This window comes from Pseudomonas sp. GW456-12-10-14-LB2, assembly GCF_002884345.1.
GTDB classification, from domain to species: domain Bacteria; phylum Pseudomonadota; class Gammaproteobacteria; order Pseudomonadales; family Pseudomonadaceae; genus Aquipseudomonas; species Aquipseudomonas paraglycinae.
Window position 1 is genome coordinate 1 of record NZ_POHV01000046.1, and the last position, 20,398, is coordinate 20,398.

Annotated in this window: 14 protein-coding genes; 5 read left to right on the forward strand and 9 right to left on the reverse strand. The window is 62.0% G+C overall.

The features are described 5' to 3' along the window. The 7 genes from C1X29_RS24895 to cbiE all read right to left on the reverse strand — a co-directional run. Nucleotides 1-453, reverse strand: a 453-nt coding sequence (locus C1X29_RS24895; protein ID WP_102718620.1) for a DUF2946 domain-containing protein, incomplete at its 3' end; no start/stop codon positions are given. A 21-nt stretch (nt 454-474) separates the two neighbouring features. Beyond that, nucleotides 475-954 carry a copper chaperone PCu(A)C gene (locus tag C1X29_RS24900; protein ID WP_102718612.1) on the reverse strand — a complete coding sequence of 160 codons (480 nt, stop codon included), beginning with the start codon at nt 952-954 and terminating at the stop codon, nt 475-477. Nucleotides 955-1,002: 48 nt separating this feature from the next. Next, nucleotides 1,003-1,404: a DUF2946 domain-containing protein gene (locus tag C1X29_RS24905; RefSeq protein ID WP_102718613.1), complete on the reverse strand. Its 402-nt coding sequence runs from the start codon at nt 1,402-1,404 to the stop codon at nt 1,003-1,005. 47 nt (nt 1,405-1,451) lie between these two features. Continuing rightward, on the reverse strand, nt 1,452-1,763 hold the full coding sequence (locus C1X29_RS24910; protein WP_039772019.1) for a hypothetical protein: 312 nt from the start codon (nt 1,761-1,763) through the stop codon (nt 1,452-1,454). Nucleotides 1,764-1,891: 128 nt separating this feature from the next. Continuing rightward, the gene (locus C1X29_RS24915; protein WP_102718614.1) at nt 1,892-2,620 is read right to left on the reverse strand and encodes a cobalt-precorrin-6A reductase; all 729 of its coding nucleotides are present in this window, start codon (nt 2,618-2,620) and stop codon (nt 1,892-1,894) included. Further along, the gene (locus C1X29_RS24920) at nt 2,617-3,714 is read right to left on the reverse strand and encodes a cobalt-precorrin-5B (C(1))-methyltransferase (RefSeq protein WP_102688354.1); all 1,098 of its coding nucleotides are present in this window, start codon (nt 3,712-3,714) and stop codon (nt 2,617-2,619) included. Before C1X29_RS24920 ends, C1X29_RS24915 begins: the two co-directional genes overlap by 4 nt. Then, complete coding sequence (cbiE, locus tag C1X29_RS24925; protein ID WP_102688353.1) at nt 3,707-4,918, reverse strand: precorrin-6y C5,15-methyltransferase (decarboxylating) subunit CbiE; 1,212 nt, start codon at nt 4,916-4,918, stop codon at nt 3,707-3,709. Before cbiE ends, C1X29_RS24920 begins: the two co-directional genes overlap by 8 nt. A gap of 144 nt (nt 4,919-5,062) precedes the next feature. On the opposite strand from cbiE, the gene cobG reads away from it, so the two are divergent. The 5 genes from cobG to C1X29_RS24950 all read left to right on the forward strand — a co-directional run bounded on the left by cobG (nt 5,063) and on the right by C1X29_RS24950 (nt 16,878). Further along, nucleotides 5,063-6,361, forward strand: a complete 1,299-nt coding sequence (gene cobG / locus C1X29_RS24930; RefSeq protein ID WP_102688352.1) for a precorrin-3B synthase — start codon at nt 5,063-5,065, stop codon at nt 6,359-6,361. Next, the gene (locus tag C1X29_RS24935) at nt 6,354-6,980 is read left to right on the forward strand and encodes a precorrin-8X methylmutase (protein ID WP_085609238.1); all 627 of its coding nucleotides are present in this window, start codon (nt 6,354-6,356) and stop codon (nt 6,978-6,980) included. The genes cobG and C1X29_RS24935 overlap by 8 nt, the downstream gene beginning before the upstream one ends. Beyond that, on the forward strand, nt 6,980-7,711 hold the full coding sequence (locus C1X29_RS24940; RefSeq protein ID WP_045121632.1) for a precorrin-2 C(20)-methyltransferase: 732 nt from the start codon (nt 6,980-6,982) through the stop codon (nt 7,709-7,711). Before C1X29_RS24935 ends, C1X29_RS24940 begins: the two co-directional genes overlap by 1 nt. Continuing rightward, entirely contained in the window at nt 7,711-9,414 is a 1,704-nt protein-coding gene (cobJ, locus tag C1X29_RS24945; protein WP_102688351.1) for a precorrin-3B C(17)-methyltransferase, read from the forward strand. Before C1X29_RS24940 ends, cobJ begins: the two co-directional genes overlap by 1 nt. A gap of 153 nt (nt 9,415-9,567) precedes the next feature. Beyond that, nucleotides 9,568-16,878 (forward strand): TcdA/TcdB pore-forming domain-containing protein, encoded by a 7,311-nt coding sequence (locus tag C1X29_RS24950; protein ID WP_256584394.1) that lies wholly within the window; start codon nt 9,568-9,570, stop codon nt 16,876-16,878. Between the two features lie 66 nt (nt 16,879-16,944). Here the strand turns inward: C1X29_RS24950 and C1X29_RS24955 are convergent, their stop codons facing one another. Together C1X29_RS24955 and C1X29_RS24960 are read right to left on the reverse strand one after the other, a co-directional pair. Next, nucleotides 16,945-17,541, reverse strand: coding sequence for a MarC family protein (locus tag C1X29_RS24955; RefSeq protein ID WP_007951032.1), 597 nt, complete (start codon nt 17,539-17,541; stop codon nt 16,945-16,947). Nucleotides 17,542-17,604: 63 nt separating this feature from the next. Continuing rightward, entirely contained in the window at nt 17,605-20,382 is a 2,778-nt protein-coding gene (locus C1X29_RS24960) for a hybrid sensor histidine kinase/response regulator (protein ID WP_102688349.1), read from the reverse strand. Nucleotides 20,383-20,398: the final 16 nt, after the last annotated feature.

Here is a 20,398-nt window from a genome sequence, read left to right on the forward strand (position 1 = left end):
GGGGGTTTCCGCTGCGCCGGGCGGGGCGCGGGGGCGGGCGCCGGGGACGACGGGCTGCCGGGCATGGCCCAGACGCGGGGAGGGCGGGGTGAAGGTGTTGACGAGTGGAATGCTGAAAGTGGCGAAGCTGCCGCCACCGGTCAGCGCTGGGCAGTTGAACAGCAGGCTGCAATAGCCGCACTTTTCCCACAGCACATGGTGCGAGGATTCCGGTGGGCAGTGTTCGGTGGAGGGCTGTGCACTGTGCCCGGAATGATCCATGCCCGGCATGTCCATCGACATGTCCATGCTCATCGGCATGGAGGTCGAGGCGTGCTGATCCATCGGCATCGACTGGGAAATCAGCGGGCCGATGAAGATCATCAACATGGCGAACAGGGCGATCCAGCTGCCGCGGGTCAGGTGTTCAGTCTGACGGCGTTGCAGGGAGGGCCTGGCGCTCAGGGGGCGCATGGGCGGAGTCTGCCGGAACGGTTACTGGGCGTGCGCGTGGGCTTGCGTGGCTTCCGGCGACTTCTTCTGCACCGCGACCTCGACGGTCACGTCACCGGCCTTTTCGAAGTGCAGGGTCAGCGGGAAGCGCTTGCCGTCGGTCAGCAGACTGCGGTCGGTCGGATTCATCAGCATCACGTGATAGGCCATCGGCGCGAAGGTCACGTTTCCACCGGCCGGGATGGCCACGTTCGGCACCTGTTGCATCTTCATCAGATCGCCCTGCATCACGTGCTCGTGCAGTTCCGCTGTCGGGGCGATCGGCGAGTCGACGCTGAGCAGGCGGTCAGCCGTCTTGCCGGCGTTGTGAATGATGAAATACGCGGCAACCGTCGGCGCGTTCGGCGGCAGTTCCTGTGACCACGGGTGGGCGATTTCCAGCTCGCCGGCCTTGTATTCGTGGGCATGGGCGAAGCACGCAGGCAGCAACAGCGCAGCGATGACGATGAATTTGTTCAACATGGCAGTTCTCCAGAACGATTTGAAACGCAGGTCAAATGCGGGAACAAATCAAACCAGAGGAGAGGCGCGGGGATTTAGGCTCGGCCATTGCTGGCGCGGTGTCGGAGTTTGCAGCACGGCGGGCGCCACGCTGCGATTGCTTTCGTATCGAGCGAAATACAGCTGCGGCGAATGCCCCGGCAACGCCACCACCGGCGCCGATCCGGAACAGCACCAGCAATGCTGCATGGTCGAATGATGGTCACCACTCTGCGGCGCTTTCTGATCGAGGCTGCCGATGTCGATCGCCACCATCTTCGTCCCGCTGCCGGTGCAGAAACTGCTCCACAGCAACTGCTCGGCCGGCGTCTGCGCCGCCTGCGCCATCGCTCCCGTCAACGGCATGGCGAGCATGTTGAACAGCACTGCAAAGCAGGCGATCCAGGCAAATGCGAGCCGGTGTCGGTTCATGGGACAGATCCGTAGGGTGGGCGATCAGGCGCGGCTATTTAGCCTGATCAGGGCCGATAAGTAAAAAAGCGTCGTGCGGTTTGGTGTCGCAGCGCTACATGCAATTGTGCGAGTAGCATGCTTGCCAGTTCCGTCTCGCCGTTATGAAAGAGTGTAGCGGCTTCGATTCGCAATGCCTGTGCGAAATCCGGATCAGATTGAATTCTCAATCGGATGGTCTGCTTATAGTCTCGGAGCGCCACGCGGTTAAATCGTCCATCGCCTGAGTCCAGTTCCGAACATGCCTTGACGTAGTGCACCAGTTCAGCAGGCGTGTGGAGAAAGTCCTTGATGTCGAAGCGGGTGAATTTTCCGGTCATTGGAGCGTGCTCACAAATTCGATGAAACGCTAAACGTAAGCCTGGGCCGCTCGTGCAGATAGTCAGCGATTCTTTAAGTTCTTGTGGGCAGTGTCCTAGCACTCAGTAGGACTTGAGCTTTTTGTTTTTCACGGTCGGACTCCGGCCGCGAGGGCAGCGATGGCTTCAGCAACCGTCCAAAACTCCCGATCAACCCCCGCCAACTCCGGCCGCTTCAACACCAGCACCGGCACCCCAAGCTCCCGCGCCACGTCCAGTTTCGGCTCGGTCGCGGTGCTGCCGCTGTTCTTGCTGATCAGCACGTCGATCTGCCGCCGCTCGAACAACGCCCGTTCATCCTCCAGCAGAAACGGTCCACGGGCGCCGATGACTTCGCAGCGTTCGTTGCCGGGGTAGACGTCGAGGGCGCGCAGGGTCCAGAACTGGTGCGCGGGGATTTCGTCGAGGTGTTGCAGCGGTTCGCGGCCAAGGGTGAACAGTGGGCGGCGGAAGGGTTCGAGGGCGGTGATCAGTTCGGCCCAGTCGGCGACTTCGCGCCAGTCATCGCCGGGTTGCGGTTGCCACGCGGGGCGGCGCAGGGCCCAGCAGGGGGTGCCGGTGAGTTGCGCAGCGGTGGCGGCGTTCTGGCTGATCTGTGCGGCGTAGGGGTGGGTCGCGTCGAGCAAAAGTGTGATGCCTTCGTCGCGAATGAACTGCGCCAGACCTTCGGCGCCACCGTAGCCGCCGACGCGCACCTGACACGTCAGATCGGTCGGCACCCGGCCGACCCCGGCCAGGCTGTAAATGTGTTCCGGCCCCAACGTGCGCGCGATGGCCAGCGCTTCAGTCACGCCGCCGAGCAACAAGATTCGCTTCATACAAAGGCTCCCGCATGGCCAACGATGCCGCCCTGACGATCAATCGCAAACACCTCGACCTGAACCTGCGCCGGCACCACGCTACGGGCGAACTCCAAAGCATGGCGGCAGACTTCATCGCCCAGCGCAACGCCCGCCGCACTGGCCATCGCCAATGCCTGCTGACTGGTGTTCGCCCCGCGAATGGCTTGCTGCAAATCGTCGTCGGCACCAATCGCCGCCGCCCATTCGGCCAGTTGCGGCAAGTCGATGCTCGAATGGCGCGAGTGCAGATCCATGTGCCCGGCCGCCAGTTTGCTGATCTTGCCGAAGCCGCCGCACAGGCTGAGTTTATCCACAGGCACTTTGCGCAGGTGCTTGAGCACGGCGCCGACGAAGTCGCCCATTTCGATCAGGGCGATTTCCGGCAGGTTGTAGACCCGGCGCATGGTGTCCTCGCTGGCGTTGCCGGTACAGGCGGCGATGTGCAGGTAGCCGTTGGTTTTCGCGACGTCGATGCCTTGATGGATCGAGGCAATGTATGCCGCGCAGGAAAACGGCCTGACGATGCCGCTGGTGCCGAGGATCGACAGGCCGCCGAGAATGCCCAGACGCGGGTTCATGGTTTTCAGCGCCAGGGCTTCGCCACCCTCGACATTGACCGTCACCTCGAAGCCGCCGCGATAGCCGGTTTCTTCGGCGAGCAGCGTCAGGTGATCGCTGATCATCTTGCGCGGCACTGGATTGATCGCCGGCTCGCCGACGCCCAGCACCAGCCCCGGCCGAGTGACGGTGCCGACGCCTTTGCCGGCAATGAAGCGGATTCCCGGCTCGGCCATCAGCCGCACTCGCGAATAAAGCAGGGCACCGTGAGTCACGTCCGGGTCGTCGCCCGCATCTTTGATCGTCCCGGCTTCAGCGCCGTCTTCGGTCAGCCGGCAGAACTCCAGACGCATCTGCACCTGCTTGCCCTTGGGCAACACGATCTGCACGGCGTCCGCCACCGCTCCGCCGAGCAGCAGGCGCGCCGCGGCGAGGCTGGTGGCCGTGGCGCAGCTGCCGGTGGTCAGGCCGCTGCGCAAGGGCGCGGGTTGTTCGGCGGTTTCGTCACGCATCGAGGGGTTTGACCAGATCGAGCAGGGTGATCGGCAGGGCCTGGCGCCAGGTGTCGAACTCGCCCAGCGGCTGCGCCTGGGCAATGTGGATGCGGGTCAGTTCGCCGCCGTGGCGTTCGCGCCAGCTCATCAAGGTCATTTCGCTTTGCAGGGTCACGGCGTTGGCGACCAGTCGGCCGCCGGGTTTGAGTTGTTCCCAGCAGGTGTCGAGCACGCCTTCGCGCGTCACGCCGCCGCCGATGAAAATCGCGTCCGGACATTCCAGCCCGGCGAGAGCCTGCGGGGCACTGCCGCGAATCAGTTGCAGACCGGGAACGCCCAAAGCGTCGCGGTTGTGTTCGATCAACTGTTGTCGGCCATCATCGGCCTCGATGGCCAGAGCGCGGCAGCTCGGGTGAGCGCGCATCCACTCGATGCCGATCGAGCCGCTGCCCGCGCCGACGTCCCACAGCAGTTCGCCCGGTGTCGGGGCGAGGCGGGCGAGGGTGATTGCGCGCACGTCGCGTTTGGTCAGTTGGCCGTCATGCTGGAAAGCCGAGTCAGGCAGGCCGGCGAGGCGCGACAGACGTGGTGTATCTGGATCGCCCAGGCACTCGATGGCGATCACGTTGAGGTCGGCAATGAGCGGATCATTCCAGTCGTTGGCGGTGCCGTCGATGCGGCGCTCGTCGCTGCCGCCCAGATGTTCCAGGATGCTCAGGCGACTGGCGCCGAATCCGCGCTCACGCAGTAACGCGGCAACAGCCGCCGGACTTTGTCCGTCATTGCTCAGCAACAACAGGCGCACGCCGCTGAATAGTTGTGCGTTGAGGGCCGCCAGCGGGCGAGCCACCAGAGACAGCACACTGACATCCTGCAACGGCCAGCCCAGTCGGGCCGCCGCCAGCGAGCAGGACGACGGCGCCGGCAGAACCAGCATCTCGGCCCCCGGCACCTGCCGCGCCAGGCTTGCGCCAACGCCGTAGAACATCGGATCACCGCTGGCCAGCACGCACACCGCTTCACCGCGATGCTCGAGCACCGGGGCCAGGGAAAACGGGCTCGGCCACAACTGGCGCTCGCCACGGATGCACACCGGCAACAGATCCAGCTGACGCTGACCGCCGATGATCCGCGAAGCGCCCATCAAGGCGCGCCGGGCATTCTTGCCCAGGCCCTTGAAGCCGTCTTCACCGATTCCTACTACTGTCAGCCAGGGTGACATCTGTAGCCCCTCAAAAAAGTGTCCGCAAACGCGCCGTTCCGACGGGCAGACTTTTCATGCCGTCGGACAAAGCAGGCATAATACCGCGCCTTCGCCCGCGAAGCGCCTTTCCCACAGAGCTGCCAGCCCTTGAACGAACGTCCGATGTCCAACGCCATACGCCCCTCGGCCTGTCCGGGGTTGCTGCGTATCGTCCAGGCGCTGGACGGCGGGATCTGCCGGATCAAGCTCGATGGCGGTTCGATCACGGCCGATCAGGCCGATGCGGTGGCCAATGCCGCCGAGCGGTTTGCCGGCGGGGCGATCGAGGCGACCAACCGGGGCAATCTGCAGATTCGCGGGATCGGCGAGCAGTCCGCCGCGCTGATCGAAAGCCTGCTGGCCGCCGGTCTCGGGCCGCGAACCGCAGCGGGCGACGATGTGCGCAACCTGATGCTCAGCCCCGCCGCCGGCATCGACCCGCAGATGCGCTTCGATACTCGTCCACTGGCCGGGCAGATCCTCGAAACCCTGCAAAGTCATCCGCGCTTCCACGAGCTGAGCGCCAAGTTCGCCGTGCAACTGGACGGCGGTGAAGCGCTGGCGATGCTCGAACATCCCCATGACCTGTGGTTGTCGGCATTCGAAGATCGCGGCGACACGCTGCTGGCGTTCGGCCTGGCGGGTTGTCCGACGGATCGACCGCTGGCCGCTGTGGCGCTTGCGCACGGACATGCGCTGGTGGTCGCGGTGCTGGAACTGTTCCTCGATCTGGCCCGACCGGAGCAGACGCGAATGCGCCATCTGCTGGATGAATGCCCGGCGCCGGTGTTCCTGGAAAAAATCGCTCAGCGGATCAGCCTGAAAGCCGCTGCTGATTGGCAGCGCGAAGCCGGACCGGAGGGTTTGCACCTTGGCATCCACCCTCAGCAATCGGCCGGTCAGGTCTATGTCGGTGCTGCCCCGGCGCTTGGCCGCCTTGATCCGGACATGCTGCGTGGCGCCGCACACCTGGCCAGAACCTTTGGTGACGGCAGCCTGCGTTTCACCCCTTGGCAGAGTCTGTTGCTGCCCAATGTGCAGGAAACCGATGCGGTTCAAGTGCTCGACAAATTGAGCAAGCTGAACCTGCTGACCCGCATCGAAGACCCCCTGTCACACCTGATCGCCTGCACCGGCGCCAACGGCTGCGGCAAAGGCCTGGCCGACACCAAACACGATGCCCGCCTGCTGGCTACGCTGTTGCCACACGCCGTTGATGTGCACCTGTCCGGTTGCCCGCGTTCCTGCGCCGCCGCACATCGGGCAGCGGTGACTCTGCTGGCGGTCGGCCCCGGCCACTACGATCTCTATTTTCGCGGTGCAGCCCTGCCGGGTTTCGGCGCGCTGCACGCTCACAACCTTACTATCGAAGCGGCCGCGACCCTGCTCGCCGCCCGCTCACGGAGCCCCCTTGATGCTTGATTACATCCGCGACGGTCAGGAGATCTATCGCAACTCCTTCGCGATCATTCGCAGCGAGGCCAACCTGGCTCGCATCCCGGCCGACCTGGAAAAACTCGCGGTGCGGGTGATCCACGCCTGCGGCATGGTCGAGGCCATCGACGGGTTGCAATTCTCCGAAGGCGCCGGCAAGGCCGGGCGCGATGCGCTGGCCGCTGGCGCGCCGATCCTGTGCGATGCGCGGATGGTTTCCGAGGGCGTGACCCGTGCGCGCCTGCCGGCCAACAACGAGGTGATTTGCACCTTGCGCGATGACAGCGTGCCGGAGCTGGCGCGCGAGCTGGGCAACACCCGCTCCGCTGCCGCGCTGGAACTGTGGCGTCCGCATCTGGAAGGCAGCGTGGTGGTGATCGGCAACGCGCCGACCGCGCTGTTCTATCTGCTGGAAATGCTCGACGCCGGCGCCCCGAAACCGGCGTTGATCCTCGGCTTCCCGGTGGGCTTCGTCGGCGCCGCCGAATCCAAGGCCGAACTGGCCGCCAACAGCCGTGGCGTGCCGTTCGTGATCATGCAGGGCCGCCTCGGCGGCAGCGCCATGGCCGCCGCTGCGGTCAATGCTCTCGCCACGGAGATCGAATGATGCAGGCTCAAGGACGTTTGATTGGCCTGGGCGTCGGCCCCGGTGATCCGGAACTGATTACCGTCAAGGCCTTGCGCCTGCTGCGCGAATCGCCGGTGGTGGCGTACTTCGTGGCCAAGGGCAAGAAGGGCAACGCGTTCGGCATCATCGAAGCGCACCTGCAGGACGCCCAGAATCTACTGCCGCTGGTGTACCCGGTGACCACCGAAGTGCTGCCGGCGCCGCTGTCCTACGAACAGGTGATCAGCGATTTCTACGATGACGCGGCAGAAGAAGTGGCCGCGCATCTGGACGCCGGTCGCGACGTGGCGGTGATCTGCGAAGGTGACCCGTTCTTCTACGGCTCCTACATGTACCTGCACGATCGCCTCGCCAGCCGTTACGAAGCCGAAGTGGTGCCGGGCGTCTGCTCGATGCTCGGCGGCGCTTCGGTACTGGGCGCGCCGCTGGTGTATCGCAATCAGAGCCTGTCGGTGCTGTCCGGCGTGCTGCCTCACGATGAACTCAAGCGTCGCCTGGCGGATGCCGATGCGGCGGTGATCATGAAACTGGGGCGCAACTTCCCGAAGGTGCGCGACGTGTTGGCAGAGCTGGGTCTGGCCGAGCGTGCGCTGTACGTCGAGCGCGCGACCATGGCCAACCAGAAGATCGTACCGCTGGATGAGGTCGAGCCGATGTCGTCGCCGTACTTCTCGCTGATCATTGTGCCCGGCGAACGGTGGCAAGGCTGATGACCCATTCCACACCGGCCATCGTCATTCTCGGCCAGGGCGCACTGGGCACGGCCCGTCGTCTTCAGCAGGTCTATCCGGCCGCGCAGATTCATGGACTAAAAGGGCGCGTCGAAGGCGCGGACCTGACTTACAGCGACTTCGGCGCAACCCTGCGCGAGCTGTATCAACAGGACACGCCGATCATTGCCCTGTGCGCGGCCGGCATTGTCATTCGCACCCTGGTGCCGCTGTTGCTGGAAAAAGGCGTCGAGCCAGCGGTGCTCGCCGTGGCTGAAGACGGCAGCGCCGTGGTGCCGCTGCTCGGTGGCCTCGGCGGGGTGAACGTCATGGCCCGCGAGATTGCGTCTGCGCTTGAAGTGGCAGCGGCGATTACCACCAGCGGCGAGTTGCGTTTCGGCACCTGCCTGCTCAACCCGCCCGGCGGTTATGCCCTCGGCGATCTGGAGCAGGGCAAGCGTTTTGTCTCCGACTTGCTCGCCGGCCACAGCGTACGCATCGACGGTGCTGCGCCGTGGCTTGAGCAGGCGCAACTGCCGGAAGATCCACAGGCGCAGCGCTCGATTCATGTGGGCAGCGATGCCCGCGCGGCGAACGCCAGTGAGTTGCTGATTTATCCGCGTAGCGTGGCGGTGGCGGTCGATACAGATGTGGCCGATCTACCGGATGTAATTCGCGATGCGTTACTTCAGGCCGGTGTGGCAATTCAATCGCTGGCCTGTCTGGTGGCGGCTGATACTCAGATGGCCAGTCCGGCGTTGCGTGACGCCGCGCTTGAACTGGCTGTGCCGTTGCGCTTTGTCGCGCCGGCGAGTGACATCGTTGAGCTGGTTCGCGATGCAGTCCCCGACGCTCGAATCATCACAACATCCCGCGACCTTGCCATCGCCGTGGCCGAACAGCCGCTGGATGTTTCGCAGATCGGTCGTCCGCGTGGTCGCCTTGCTGTCATTGGCCTTGGCCCGGGTGCGGCAGAGTTGATGGTGCCGGCGGTGAAAGCCGAACTGGCCCGCGCCACTGACGTGCTGGGTTACGAAACCTATGTGCGCATGGCCGGCCCGTTCCGCGACGATCAGGTGCAGCATTGCACCGACAACCGCGAAGAAATGCAGCGTGCCCGTCACGCCTTCCGGTTGGCCGCTGAGGGTCGTTCGGTGATCGTGGTTTCGTCCGGCGATCCGGGCGTGTTCGCCATGGCGGCGGCGGTGCTTGAAGCATTGCACGAGTCGACGGATCCGGCGTGGCACAGCGTCGATCTGGAAATCCTGCCGGGTGTTTCGGCGTCGCTCGCCACCGCCGCTCAGGCCGGTGCGCCGCTGGGCCATGACTTCTGCGTGATGTCGCTGTCGGACAACCTCAAACCGTGGTCGATCATCGAGAAGCGTCTGGATCTGGCCGCCGAGGCGGATCTGGCATTGGCCTTCTATAACCCGATCTCCCGTGCCCGTCCGTGGCAACTGGGGCGAGCGCTGGAAATCGTCGCGCAACACCGCACGCCGCAAACACCGGTGGTGCTGGGCCGCGATATCGGTCGGCCGGGGCAGACGCTGCGCGTCACGACACTGGGCGCGCTGACTCCGGAGCAAGTGGACATGCGCACCATGGTGCTGATCGGTTCTTCCACTACCTGCACTTTCCCTCGAGCCGAGGGCGGGGAGTGGGTTTATACGCCGCGCTGGTACGGGGAAAAACCGGCCGGCTGATATCCCCGCACTGTCGAGTGGCAATGATCGATAAAACAAACAAGGCCGCGAATTCGCCATTCGCGGCCTTGTTTTTTTATGTGCTTTTTAATGGCTTGTTTATTTCGATAGTTGGCTCGATGTTATTGAATATTTCCCTGGACATTGTTTGAAGTGTTTTGTGTGTGTTTTTGGTTTTTGTTTTGTACTAGTTTCAATTTTGTGAAGCTTGCTCAATTTTTTATATTGATGATTTTTAAGTGTTGCAAGTCTTGTTACTTGCAGTGCAGACGTGTGCCAGCCGATTGGCAGTGCACATGGTTCACCACTCAGGGAAGTATTAAAATGCAGGATGCTAATGTTGATGTTGTCGATGGCGGCTATGTGAAGTTCGTCAATCTGTTCAAGTTGTCTGATCTTGAACAGGCGCTGTTGCCCTACAAGAATACTGTTCGTCATGACGAAGTGATCCGTTACTACTTTGCTTGTGTCGGTTTGCTCGATTCGCCAAGGCTTCTGCAACCGCTCGCGCTATTCAAGCGGGCGCTTGCAGAGTTCGATGGCCTGCGGGTACGACGTGAAGTGGAACAGGCGCCTGCTCCGGGCCTGGACAGCAAGAAGACACCTGATCTTTCAGAAATCGGCGCCAGAGTCGCCGATTTTGAGTCGCGTCTGAGTTACAGCGTCGAACTGATGAAAACGCCCGCTACGCAAGTGCCGAAGATCCTGCACTTCATCTGGCTGGGTGGCGGCATCGGCGAGATTCAGCGCGACTACATCAATGTCTGGAAGCAGGTATTGGCTGGTCAGGGTTATCAGATCAACGTCTGGTATGACAGTGATGCGTTGCTGGCCTGGCAGGCCAATCGCTTGATGGTCGATGCGGCGAAGGCGGACGCCATGGAGCACGGGGGCGTCGATAGCACTTCCGATAAGGTATTGGGCGAAATGTATGTGGCCCGCGCTATTGCGTTGAAGCAACAAATGAGCGAACACATTGATGCGGCAGTTGCGAAGGGCGAATCAGCCGATGAAGCAAGGGTGCAGTTGTTGAGCCGTGCTTATGGTCAGAGTTCTCAGGACTTACGGGTGTTGAAGGCAAAGAACCGTGAAAGTATTGATGCGCTGGTCGGAGGTGACGTTCGCGTGCGCGATCTGGCGGGTTCGGAAATACCTTTGAAGTTGCGGGATATTTACCAGCGGGAAATGCGCATGCGGGGCAACCTGGCGGCGGCATCGGATATCGTAAGAGCAGAGGTCTTGTACTTTGAGGGCGGCAGTTACACCGATGTCGATAACTTGCCGCCGTTGCTGAAGGAAATTGCAGGTGTCGATATAAGCGACTTTGGTGAGGATGCTCGACTCGGTGTTTTGCAGTTGATGCTGGATCAGAATCCTGACTGGATGCCAGGTCGACAAGCGTTGCGGGGGCAATACAGAGACAAGCTGTTGCAAATACCCGAAGAGCATCGCACGGTACTGCAAGCGTTTGCCAAAAGCCGGCCGCCTTTGACCCAAGTGTTTCAGCCTCCACAGGATCTGCTTGTCCGTCCCTACGCATTGCGCGCGGTGGCAAAGGGAAACACGATCAGCAATGCCTACATGATGGCGCATGCCGGCTCGGCGGTACTTGAGTCCGTGCTCCAGCGCTTCAGGTTCAACTATGAATTGATCGATGACACCGCACGGTTGGCCACTGACAAAGGTATCAGTCTTCAAGAGCATGAAGCCATGGATACACTGGCTGGTGAAGTGCTGGAAAAGTCTTACGGGCCTTTGTTTGATTTGCCCGGAATGGAAGCCATCTTTGCGTCTTATCTGGCAAATGCCGCAGCCGGATACCACAACGAAGGTATCCGACCAAAAAATGAGGGGACCATTTATTTGACCGGACCGGTCGCGATCAAGGATGGCACCGGCGATTTCGAAAAGGCATTTTTAACGCCCGAGGGCGCGCAGGCGTCACGGCGGGAAATGGCCATCGCACCTCTGCAGACGGTCAATCAACTCACTGAAGAGGAACTGGATCACTCCTGGAAGGAAAACGAAACCGATACTCAGAAGTGGCTCGAGACTGAGCAGCAACGCTGGCGCGATGGCCAATTCAAGAGCCGCTACGCCGGGAACATCGCTGAGTTGTTGAAACAGACGACCGTCGAATTCGAACTCGGCTGGCCGCTCATCGAAGGACGTCATGTCCTGAATACCGAGCTGTTGCAGCGGATGGCTGATCACCTCGGCGAGCCGTTCACCAAGGCGATGACGAACGGTCACGACGGCACCCTTGTGTTCGCTGAAAGATTGCCGCTGAGCTTCGATGATCGTCAGGCCATCCGCAATCAGGACACTCGCCTGCGGCCACCGGCATTCCCGAAAAATCCGGTTGCCCAGAGCCTCGCACTGGATGAGCTGTTGATCGGGTTGGGCGCCGGTTCCTGGCAACTCGAACAGCTCACCCCGTTGCAGCGTTTGACCATCGGAGCATTGCTGGGCGCTGATTCACTGGACGCTCAAAGCTTTTCCGCCTTGCGCAGTACGCTGGACAATCTGATCAACAGCCTCAGTGAGCGCGGTACGGCAGGGCGCTATGCGGCGATTGAACAGCATCTCTATCAGCACCGCGCACCTGCGTTCATGGCAGGCATGTCCAGTGTGGGTGATGAATTGCCCGCGCATCCGATCACCGCACTTGGCCTGAAAAAGAATGCCTTGGCCAACACTGCGACACTGTTTGACTGGGGGCGTCAGGTGGCGCAGATCCAGCGGCTCGCTACTCAGGAACACCGCGAACAGGTTCTGGAGCGGCTGGAACAGGTGCTCAGTCAGTTCGAGGCCGGCACTGTCAAAATGGTGCCTCAGGATTTGTTGATGCACGGGCCGGGTGACACTGCGGCCGGCCGCTGTTTTCCGCTGGCGCTGGCGATGGGGGCCGCCCTCACACAGGGCGAGGGAGCGACCCGGCAATTGCGCGAGCGATTCTTTCTGGCGGTGCTTGAGCCGGAGCACCCGGACTCGAAGGCGTTTCTGGCCGCGCTGGAGGAAATGCGTGGCGTGAACGCAGCCGATGTGGGCACGGCGCTGGGGCGGGGCGATCTGGACAAGATGGTCGCGACACTCGAGGCGTCCGTGGGGCCGCGAACCCTGATGCTCAACTCGGATAACCACTCGATGCTGGTGGCTCGGACTGTACACGGGAGTACGGTCATTTATCACTTCTACGATCCGAACTTCGGCCTGTTCCAGTTCGACAGCTCCGTAACCTTCAGAATGGCCCTTGGGCAATTTTTCAAGCAGGCACAGATCGCCCGTCATTACGCCGTGTACGGCAAACCTGGCCGGCCACAGTTCGATCTGATCGATGTGCATGGGGAAAAAGTCGCCGATCTGAACCTGTCGAACGGCAGCAAGGTAAGTCAATTGCTCAGGGACGAGCCGCTGCCGGACAAACCGTTCAGGTCGGTTCGCCAGAGGATGAACAGTGCTCACGGACGAACGCTGATGGAGAACTCGCGGCTGGGCAAGGCACTGTTGTCTTCAGACAATGACTGGTGGGGCGGGGAGATTGCCGACATGACGGCGCGGTTGCAGGAGGGCCATGACTCGGTGACGCCTCTTGTGCCGTTGTTCGACTCGCTGGAAGTGACGCCCGAGGGCAGTTATCGGGTGGGCATGATCGATCCACAGACCGGCGAGTTGGTCGCCACGGTCGTCAGCCGGGATGATCGCCTGCTGCGAATCAAAAATTACCTGACTGACCTGTTTTCGAGCCTCGGGCGCAAGCGTCCGGTCGGTGATGCTGTGGATCCGACCGAGGCAGCGGCAGTGCATACGCTCAATGCCGGTTTCGCGGTGCAGGCCTTGATGAATGCTTTGCGTGGTCGCGAAGGTGAAGACCGCACACTGACAACGGCGGTGCAGTGGCATGCCTACGTCAATTACGCACAACTGGTGCATGGCAATGTGGTCGATGTGGCGGGACTGATCGGTCTGGTGCAGGCCGCGCTGCGCGATGAAAAACTGATCGCCCGCACCACTGCGAAGGTGGTCGGCGAAGCGCTCGAGCCGTTGACCGGCAGATCCCTCGGCGCTGTGGCCGGGCATTTGGGCAACGAAGGCGTCGGCGCGGTGTTGGGTCTGGCCAATGTCGGTTTCGATATCTATCAGTTGGCGACGGCACGTAATGATGTGGAGACAGCCACCTACGCCACCCAGCTGACCTTCGATGCCAGCAGTCTGGCCCTCACCGGCGCGGGACTTGGCGCAGCGTTTGCCGGTGCGGGTACGGCAGCAGCGGTGCTGGGAGGCGCCGGGGTGATTCTGGGTGGCCTTGCGGTCGGCGTGACTGCGCTGGCGCAGAGCTTTGCCACTATCGCTGAAGAAGCGAAGGCGGTCGGGCTGTTTTTTGCGGAACTGGAGCAGGCGCATCACGGGGACGGATTTCACTACAGCGGCGAGCAAGGTGCCTGGTTGCCGCGACCCTCGCTGATCATCAACGATCTGGACCTTAGTACGGGCAAGCTGCTGCTCGACAGCACCCGTCTTTACCCGCTGCGCGATCATTTCGGCGTGCCGGATTTCGAGGTCGATTACCCGCGAGCGATCCACCTCAGCAAAGAACTGGGCTATCCAGCCGAGATGAAGTTCTCACCGTCCGCCGAGCAGGCCATTGTCTTGCCGTGCACGCCGCTTACCTGCTATCGCTACGAGTACCAGATCCTGCCGTTCGCATCACAGCGCCACGACAAGGGTTTCGACATCGCCCGGCGTCTGGAGAAGAAAAAAGCGGACGGTCAGTGGCTGTTCCTGTTTTCGTTCTACTCGTTCCCCAGCCATTACATTGTCCATCGGATGTACCCCGATTATCGCCCGACCGAGATCCGGGTCACGCTGGATGCGCAGGCGCGCAAACTGGTTGTGCCGGTGATCCCCGAGCCTTGGCGCGAGCAGGTCAGCTATCGGATTCAGGGTGGTGGAGGCACATGCACACTCGTGCTCAACCCCGGCGTCAATGTCGGACTGACGTCAGTGGGCAAACAAAAGGACCGCTGGATCATTGTCGCGCCGTGGGCCGTCGAGAAGGACATCGTGCTGGGCAACAACGGGCAGTTCGGTATCAAAGGTTGCGAGTTCAAGGTGACGGCGGACATTGCCCCGGAGATTTCCCTGCTGATCGAAAATGGCCGGCTCTTCCGGATTGCCGGCAATAAACGGACTGAACTGGATCTTCTGGAAGAACAGGCGCCCAGAGGCCTGGACGGCCAGGTCCTGCAGGATCATCTGCAAGACCTGGCGCGAGCCCATCGATTGGCGCTGCGCTATACGCCGATCCACGACTACCTGATTCCGTTCGAGAACATCAAGGCGCCGCGTTACACCAATGGCTGGTATGACGCTGTGCAGGACCGGATCCTCTATATCCGCAACGACGAGGTGTTCGACGATGAAGGGCTGTTGTCGGTGGTGGCCGGCGATTCGGCATTTTTCCATGATCCGATTGGCTACGAAATCTGTCAGGTCGATGCCGGCACCGGCCTGCTCAGTCATCGCTTTCGTTTGATGTTTCGACGCACCGGCGTCAGCACGATTCTTAGCGTCGAAGCCGATGGGCAGGGTGTCGTCCATGTGGTGCAGGAATACGCGTATGAGGACGGTACGCGTGAGCGCCTCAACTACCTGATTCATGAAGGTGAACTGTGGCTGAGCTCGGTTACCCGTGGACTTGAGCCGGGTTTCCAGATGTTGCTCGATGACGGCACGCCGTTGCCTGCCTGGACATCGGTACTGGGTGATTGGGTATCGCTCAAACCGGTCGATGCAGACAAAGGCTACGCCACGGTCGACTGGCAGTTCGCTGCTTACGTTTCGGTCTGCTGGAAGATCGAAGACAACGCTCGGGACATGGCCTGGGTCCGTACTCGTGACAACCTGATCGTGCGCCCGGTACCGCGCCGCCACCATGCCCGCGCCTGGCCCGACTCGATCCAGAACCTGAACGAGCTGATGCTGCTGACGCCCAGTGATGACGGCGACGTGTTTGTCATCTACGACCGGCAGTTCCAGAGCCTGTGCCGGGTGCAGCGCACCGTGACGCTGGAACAGATTCAGTGGTCGCACCGCTGGGTGCAGCCCGAGCGCCTGAAGCAGGTGACGGCTGAACACAATGGCTATCAGGCCCGCACCGGGGACGGATTGTCATTCGAAATCGGCGCTGACGGTGAAGTGCGTTTTGCGGGTCTGACCGAGTCCTGGCTCAAGGGGCGCAAACAATGGTGGCTGGCGCTCGACGCCATCGCCCGACAATATGCAGTGGAGCAGTTCCCGATTGTCGGCATTGCCAATACTGCCGGGGATGCGCGCTTGCACGCCTGGTACGTGGACAACCGCTTGTTGTTGTGTGACGCGCAACCAACACAGCTCCGGTTGCTGGGCATGACACCGGACAATCAATCGGCGTGGCTGTTCGAGCCCGAAAGTGGCGAGGTCTGGCGCCAGACGTTTATCGATCCGCATCAACTGCAGGCGGCATTCGGAGACGGCTCGCAGTTGTTGCAAAGCCGGATGCTGCCAAAACCAGAGCGGCAGTGGACGGCGTGGCGCTTTGCCGATGTACGGGTCGACGGTGCCGGTCTCTTGGGCACGACGCGCGAAGGCGTGGTGCTGCAACTGGAGCATCAGGAACCACCGCAGATCATTGGCGTGCAACACGATTGGCTGGCGGCCCATGGCGAGCATCTGATCAGAGACTTGCAAGCCTTGCTGGCGAACGCAGCGCATCGTCCATTCATCTCTATCGCTTCTCAGGAGGCCAGTGTGCAGTGGTATATCGCTGACAGTGCACGGCTGATCCAGATTCCCGCTGTCGACCTGCCGGAGGATTACGAGCTGCTTGGAACCCGAAAGTACGCTGAAGTCTTGTTGCATGAATCGCGCGAGCGGGTCGTTCAGGGTTATCCGAGCATGCGCCAGATCAAGCCGCTGGATTACGTCCAGCGCACGGGTGACGTGCTGGTGCTCGAGGGACGGGTGGATGTCTACGATCTTCTGCCGGTGATCCCGGACGATGTGCGCACGCTGGTTCTGCGGGTAGGGCGCGGTTGGATGAAGTGGCATCTGTCCGAGGCGCTGATGCGCAAGCTCGATTCATTGGTGGTTGATTGCCGTTATCCGCTGGTGGGGTTTCCCGCGGTCATGAGTCGCTTGATCCTGACCATGGCTGATCCACACAAGCTCGAAGTGGGGATGGTCGACGATCACCTGGTGGTGATCGATCCCGACAGTGAGCACTGTGTGCTGATACGCAATGCGGATGCATCAGATCCCTCGCTGCGGGGCGATGCCATGCTTGAGGTCAAGGGCCTGCGTCCGTGCCAGGTGTCGACGCTGGTGCGCTGGCTGAAGGCGCGCAAGGAGGGCGCCGAGGGCGTGACGCTGAAAGCGCTGATCGATCAGGCGGATGCGAAGAAAACCGTCGAGTCTGCGGGTTGACGGTGCGCGGGCGCTGACGAAAAAAGACCGCCGACGTTGCCGTCGGCGGTCTTTTCGTTTCAGGGTTCAAGGCACCAGATAGCCTTTGACCCCGGTGAAGATGATCTGCGCCGCCAGTGCGCACACGAACAGCCCCATCAGGCGGCTGACGATCTGCAAACCCTGATCGCCGAGAATGCGTTCGATGCGGTTCGACAGGTACAGCACCACGCCAACCGTGAAACTGGCGAGGGCGATGCTCATGATCGCGAACAGCTTGTCGTCCCAGTGCGGCTGGCTGACGCCCATCACCAGCAACGCACCGATGGTGCCGGGGCCGACGGTCAGTGGAATGGTCAGCGGAACGATCGTCACGTCCTGCTGCACGTTGTCGGTCTGCACGGCCGACTTGCCCTGCGCCATGCCCAGAGCGGAAATGAACAGCACGCTGCCGGCGCCGATGCGGAAGGCGTCCACCGTGATGCCGAACACATCGAAAATCACCCGCCCGAACAGGTAGAGCAACACGCTCGAAACCAGGGTGGCGACCGCCACTTTCCAGGCCAGACGGCGTTGCTCCTTGCGCGAGTAACCGCGGGTCAGGCTGATGAAGCAGGACAACACGAAGAACGGGCTGTAGAGCACCAGCATCTTCAGGTAAACACTGAATAACACGTGGAGCATGGCGCGGGCTCGCTGGCGGGGAAAGTCGGGGGGAGTCTAACAGGCGCTATCGTGTCTGTCGGCTCACGACGGTTGTGTCGTCGCACGGTTCTGCTGATCACGCTGGGCCACCCAGTGCTCGATCAGCTCACGCAGTTGCGACAGCTCCACCGGTTTGGCCATGTGCCCGTCCATCCCGGCCTGGCGCGCACGCTCCTTGTGTTCGGCGAGGATGTGCGCGGTCAGCGCCACGATCGGCGTGCGGATGCGCTGATTGCCGACTTCCCAGGCCCGCAGTTGCTGGGTGGCGGAGAACCCGTCGAGGATCGGCATTTCGCAGTCCATCAGCACCAGGTCGTAGCGTTGGGCTTTCATCGCTTGCAAGGCTTCCTCGCCGTTGCTGGCGGTGTCTGGCTGCAGGTTGAGTTTACCGAGCATGCCCCGGATCACCTTGGTCGAAATGGTGTTGTCTTCGGCCACCAGGATGCGGAAGTCACTCGGTACCTTGACCGGTGCTGCGGGGCTCGCAACCTGTGGCTGGAACACCACCTGGCCACGATTGCGCTGGTTCAGTTCGTCAGCCAGCGTGGTCTTGAGGGTGTAGCCGGCCACCGGTTTGGCCAGGATGCGCTTGATCCCCGAGTTGCGCGCGATGATCTTGCTCGGCGCATTGCTGATGCCGGTGAGCATGATCAGCAGGATGTCGTGGTTCAGACTCGGGTCTTCCTTGATCTTGGCGGCCAGTTGCATGCCGGTCATGCCGGGCATGTTCTGGTCGAGCAGGACCACGTCGAAGTAATCACGCAAATGCGCCTTGGTGCGTAGCAGGGCCAGCGCTTCCTTGCCCGACGGCACGGCGCTGACGTTCAGGCCCCAGGCGCTGCATTGTTGCACCAGCACCTTGCGGCAGGTGTCGTTGTCGTCGACCACCAGCACGCGTGCGCCTTGCAGCGGGCTGTCGAGGTCCGAGGTCGGATGCTCCAGACGATCAGGGTCCAGCGGCAGGGTCAGCCACAGCGTGCTGCCCTGGCTGGCGCCGCTCTTGATGCCGAACTCGCCCTGCATCAGACGGATCAATTGGCGGGCGATCACCAGACCGAGGTTGCCGCCCAGACGGTTGGCCGACAGGAAGTGCTTGCTGTGCAACTCGGCGTGCATCAGCGCGTCGCGTTCTTCCTGATCCATCGGCTGGCCGCTGTCCTGCACGGCAATGCGCAGGCGTGGCCCGGTGCTGCGTTCGTCGAGGGCGACGACCACCAGCACTTCGCCTTCTTCGGTTTTCTTCAGGGCGTTTTCCAGCAGGCTCAGCAACGTCTGGCGCAGGCGCGTCGGATCACCACTGATGACCCGTGGCACTTGCGGCTGGATAAAGCTGATCAGCTCGACGTTCTGCTGTTCGGCCTTGGCGCGGTAGATGCTCAGGCAATCGTCGATCAGCGCGTTGAGGTCGAACTGTACATCGTCCAGTTCGATCTGCCCGGACTCGAGCCGCGAGATGTCGAGGATCTCGTTGATCAGGGTCAGCAGTTCGTTACCGGCGCTGTGGATGGTTTGCACGTAATCGCGCTGTTTCACCGACAGCGGCGTGCCGAGCAGCAGTTCGGTCATGCCCAGTACGCCGTTCATCGGCGTGCGGATCTCGTGGCTGATCTTGGCCAGGAACTCGGCCTTGGCGTTGATCTCGGCGTTGCTCGCGGCCAGGTCGCGGCTGATGCTGAAACGGCTTTCGGTGATGCTGCGCTGACGCTCGCCGAGGGCGATGCTCATCAGCAGGCCACTGATGCAGATGAAACCCATCAGGGTCATGATCAGGCCTTGCGGCGCGACCAGGGTCAGCCCCAGCAAGGCCGGGAGGATGATCAGCGTGCCGATGTTGAACACCACCATCGCGGCGACGAACAAGCGGGCAGGGCGGTAGCCTTTCTGCCAGTGATAGAACGCCACCAGCAACATGCTCAGCCCGGCCAGGGCCACCAGCGCATAGGTGATGATGTTCAGCGGCAGGGTGTTGACGAACAACAGCAACAGGCTGCAGATCACGATGAACAGGATGTCGCCGATCAGCAGCTTGTTCAGCGGATGCGGGCCGAGCGGGGCGAAGAAACGGTAGGCGAACATCAGGCCCGCCGGAGCGGTCAGCAGCAGGGCCAGATAGGCGCCGGGGGTCTGGATCGCATGCCAGTTCGGCAGCCACGGACCGGCGAGGTTGAGCAACAGCAACAGGCTCAGGCTCAACAGGCCTTCACACACTGCGAGCCACAGGCTGCTGCGCGAGCGGGTGTAGGCGTAGCGGATCAGGTTATGCAGGATCAGCATCGCCAGACAGCCGAACAGCAGGCCGTAGATCAGCGTCTGGTTGTGATTGGCCGCGGCCATCACCGCCGATTGCAGGGTGATGTACGGGCGCAACTGGTGATCGGAAACCAGTCGCAGGTAGACGTCGAGGGGTTTGTCGCTCTGCGGCAACGGCAGCATGAAGTCGCTGCTTGGCAGCGGCCGCTCCACCTGGGGCTGGGTGGTGCCGGTGTCGCGTTGCTCGATCAGGCGATCGCCGTCGAGGACATACAGATTGAGGTGCGACAGGTCGGGGGCGAAGATCCGCAGCACTTGTTCGTGCTTGCCGGGCGCCAGCCTGAAGCGCAGCCACAGGGCGCCATCGGGTTCGGCCGCGGTCAGGCGGTCAAGTTCGATAGGGCTGAATTGATTGGTGTAGCGGGCGGAGCGGATGTCGCTCAGCTGGAGGTTGCCCTGATCGTCAAGCAATACCGACCAGCCACTGCCTTGCGCGGCCTGGGCCGGGAGCATGCAGAGCAAGGTCAACAGCGTGACGGTGAAGCCTATGGCAATCCTGAGCCAGCGCACGGCGAAATCCCTTCGT